We start from the raw sequence: 3658 nt of genomic DNA on the forward strand, positions 1-3658 counted from the left end.
GTCGGCCGGCTGAAACAGGCCGTCGTGGCGCTGCCGGGCGGTGACGCGATCGGCTCACGCCCACTGGACATGCACCAGAACGGCCTGCGCAAGATTGAAGCCGTATCTCGCGAGTTACGGCTTCAATCACGCGAGTCACGTTCCTGAGCACGCGAGTTACGGCTTCAGTGGGTGCGGGTGGTGATGAGGCGGGCCAGGGTGGCGAGTTCGGCGGTGGCGCGGGAAGGTGGGGCGGCCGCGGTGAGGTCGCGGAGGGCCTTGGCGAACAACGCGTCCGCCTGGGCCTGGCTCCACTGGCGGCCGCCCGCGGCCTCGACCAGGGTCGCCGCGTGGGCCAGCTCGGTCTCGTCCAGGGGTTCGGGCCGAGCGTAGAGCGCGGCGAGGTCCGCGCCGGCCGGGGTGCCGGAACACAGGGCCGTCACCACCGGCAGGGACTTCTTGCGGTTCTGCAGGTCCGAGTACACCGGCTTGCCCGTGACGGCCGGGTCGCCCCAGATCCCGAGCAGGTCGTCGACGGGCTGGAACGCCAGGCCGACCGCGCGGCCGAACGCACCGAACCGCTCCGCGCCGCCCGCGCCGAGCGCGCAGGCCGCGCCCAGCAGGGCCGCCGTCTTGCCCTCCGCCATCCGCACGCACTCGGCGGGGGTGACGTCGTCGCGCTGCTCGAAGTCCAGGTCCTCGGCCTGGCCTTCGAGCAGGGCGAGTGTCGCGTCCGACAGCACCTTCGCGTTCGCCGCGCCGCTGGGCGCGAGCACCTCGAACGCCAGGCTCAGCAACGCGTCCCCGGCCAGCACCGCCGGCCCGGTGCCGAACACCGTCCACGCCGTCGCGCGGTGCCGCCGGGTCGTGTCGCCGTCCATGACGTCGTCGTGCAGCAGCGAGAAGTTGTGCACCAGCTCGACGGCGACGGCGGCGGGCACCGCATCGGCCGCCTCCCCGCCCGCGGCTTCCGCGCACAGCAGCACCAACGCCGGCCGCAGCGCCTTGCCGCCGTCGCCGGCCGCCGGGCGCCCGGCCGCGTCCTGCCAGCCGAAGTGGTAGGCGGCGATCCGCCGCATCGTCTCCGGCAGCCGCTCGGAGGCCGCCCGCAGCGCCGGGTCGACGAGTCCCTTGCTCCACGCCAGGACGTCGGTGAGCGGACGGGCGGCGGTCCGCGTGTTCATGGTCGTCATCAGCTGCCGATCTGGACGTCGTCGAGGATGCCGAGGGCGTCGGGGACGAGGACGGCGGCGGAGTGGTAGGCGCTGACGAGGTAGGAGGTGATGGCTTGGTCGTTGGTGCCCATGTGTCGGACGTTGAGTCCGGGCTGGTATTCGTCGGGGAGTGTTTTGGGTCGGAGGGCGATGACACCGGCGTCGTCTTCGCCGGTGCGCATGGCGAGGATGGAGGTGGTGCCGGCTGGGGTGATGGGGATTTTGTCGCTGGGCAGGATCGGCACCCCGCGCCAGGTGGTGACGCGTTTGCCGTCGACGAGGGTGGTGTCGGGGTAGATGCGCCGGGCGGTGCATTCCCGGCCGAACGCCGCGATGGCTTGAGGATGGGCGAGGAAGAAGCGGGTTTTGCGGCGCCGGCAGAGCAGGTCGTCGAGGTCGAGCGGCGTCGGCGGCCCGGTCCGGGTGGGGATCCGTTGTTTGAGGTCGGCGTTGTGCAGGAGCCCGAAGTCGGTGTTGTTGATCAGTTCGTGTTCTTGCCGTTCCCGTAACGCTTCCACGGTCAGCCGCAGCTGTTGTTCGAGCTGGTTCATCGGCTGGTTGTAAAGATCGGTCACCCGGTTGTGAACCCGCAGAAGGGTCTGGGCGACGGCCAGGTCGTATTCCCGGGGCGAGGGGTCGTAGTCGACGTAGGTGCCGGGCAGCAGGGGTTCGCCGTCGTGTCCGGCGGCCAGGTCGATGGCGGCTTCGCCTTTGTGGTTCTGCGGTTTCCGGGGCCGGGCCAACGCCTCGGCCACGTGGGTGCGTAAGGGTTCCGAGCGGCCGTTGAGGCGGGCGTAGGCGGCCGCGGGCAACACGAGGGCTGTCACGCGGGTCGCCGCGCGGGCGGTGAAGGTCCAGGTGCCGGGTTCGGGGCCGAGGAGTTCTTCGCCGAAGTGGTCGCCGTCGGTGGTGGTGCCGAGGTGGAGGTCGTCGCCGTAGGGGCCGGCGCGGTGGCGGGTGATTTTGCCGTGGGCGATGAGGAACAGGGTGTCCAGTGGGGTGCCGGCGGTGAACAGGGTGGCGCCGGGTTCGTATTCGCGTTGCTCGAACGCCTCCGCCAACGCCTCCAACGCTGCCTCGTCGCCGAAGTCGCGCAATATCGCCAGTTCGGTGAGTTCGGCGGGGATGACGTGGACGCGGGTGCCGGTGGTGTAGAAGGAGAGTTTGCCGTCGCCGAGGGTGTAGGTGAGGCGGCGGTTGACGCGGTAGGAGCCGGCGGGGACGTCGATCCAGGGCAGCTGGGTGAGTAGCCAGCGGGTGGTGATGCCGCGCATTTGCGGCGGGGTTTTGGTGGTGGTGCTCAGCGTCCGCGCGGCGCGGACGCTGAGCGAGAGCTGCACCGACTCCTCGGTGACGGTCACGCGATTTCCCGTCCGAGTTCGGCGCCTTCGAGCACGGCGAGGGCGTCGGGGACGAGGACGGCGGCGGAGTAGTAGGCGGAGACGAGGTAGGAGATGAGGGCTTGGTCGTTGATGCCCATGAAGCGGACGTTGAGGCCGGGCTGGTATTCGTCGGGGAGTCCGGTTTGGTGGAGTCCGACGACGCCTTGGGCTTGTTCGCCGGTGCGCATCAGCAGGATGGAGCTGGTGCGGGTGTCGGTGACGGGGATTTTGTTGCAGGGCAGGAGGGGGACGCCGCGCCAGGAGGGGACTTGGTGGCCGGCGAGGTCGACGCTGGCGGGGTAGATGCCGGCTTTGGTGCATTCGCGGCCGAAGGCGGCGATGGTGGCGGGGTGGGCGAGGAAGCAGGCGGGGTCTTTCCAGACGAGGGTGAGCAGGGCGTCGAGGTCGTCGGGGGTGGGTGGGCCGGTGCGGGTGGGGATGCGCTGGGCGAAGTCGGCGTTGTGCAGGAGCCCGAAGTCGGGGTTGTTGACCAGTTCGTGTTCTTGGCGTTCGCGCAGTGCTTCGACGGTGAGGCGGAGTTGTTGTTCGATCTGGTTCATGGGCTGGTTGTAGAGGTCGGCGACGCGGGAGTGGACCCGCAGCACCGTCTGCGCGACGGAGAGTTCGTATTCCCGCGGGCGGGTTTCGTAGTCGACGAAGGTGGCGGGGAGGACGGGTTCGCCGTCGTGGCCGGAGGCGAGGGAGATTTCGGCTTCGCCGTGGTCGTTGCTGGCCGTGGCGCCGCGGGCGCGGTAGTCGGCCAGGTGGGCCTGCAGTGTTTCGGAGCGGTCGAGGATGTCCTGGAAGGCGGTGCGGGGGAGGGTCAGGACGGTGCAGGTGGTGACGGCTTTGGCGGTGTATTCCCAGATGCCGTCGGGGTCGGTGAGGGTGGTGTCGCCGAAGTGGTCGCCGTCGGCGAGGGTGCCGAGGACGACGTGGTCGCCGTAGGCGCCGGTGCCGATTTTGGTGATCTTGCCGTGGGCGAGGAGGAAGACTTCTTCGGCGGGGGAGCCGAATTCGACGAGGGCGTCGCCGGGGGCGTATTCGCGTTGGGTGAAGCGGTCGGCGAGTTCGGTGAGGACG

Annotated in this window: 3 protein-coding genes and 1 pseudogene; 1 reads left to right on the forward strand and 3 read right to left on the reverse strand. The window is 70.0% G+C overall.

Translation table 11 applies throughout. The features are described 5' to 3' along the window. A pseudogene (locus ABZX11_RS48075) lies at positions 1–108 on the forward strand (hypothetical protein); the annotation flags it as partial. 56 nt (positions 109–164) lie between these two features. Here ABZX11_RS48075 and ABZX11_RS48080 read toward each other — a convergent pair. The 3 genes from ABZX11_RS48080 to ABZX11_RS48090 all read right to left on the reverse strand — a co-directional run. Then, the gene (locus ABZX11_RS48080; protein WP_354925891.1) at positions 165–1172 is read right to left on the reverse strand and encodes a family 2 encapsulin nanocompartment cargo protein polyprenyl transferase; all 1008 of its coding nucleotides are present in this window, start codon (positions 1170–1172) and stop codon (positions 165–167) included. Further along, a complete protein-coding gene (locus ABZX11_RS48085; protein WP_354925894.1) occupies positions 1172–2554 on the reverse strand; it encodes a family 2B encapsulin nanocompartment shell protein in 1383 nt (460 codons plus the stop codon). The genes ABZX11_RS48080 and ABZX11_RS48085 overlap by 1 nt, the downstream gene beginning before the upstream one ends. Further along, positions 2551–3658: family 2B encapsulin nanocompartment shell protein (locus tag ABZX11_RS48090; protein ID WP_354925897.1), on the reverse strand; the 1108-nt coding region annotated here is incomplete at its 5' end. The genes ABZX11_RS48085 and ABZX11_RS48090, both read right to left, overlap by 4 nt.

This window comes from Amycolatopsis sp. NPDC004169 (assembly GCF_040610315.1).
Taxonomy (GTDB): Bacteria; Actinomycetota; Actinomycetes; order Mycobacteriales; family Pseudonocardiaceae; genus Amycolatopsis.

Excerpts from the sequence above, each read along its gene's own strand:
- ABZX11_RS48080 (WP_354925891.1), bottom strand. The coding sequence starts at position 1,172 with ATGACGACCATGAACACGCGGACCGCCGCCCGTCCGCTCACCGACGTC.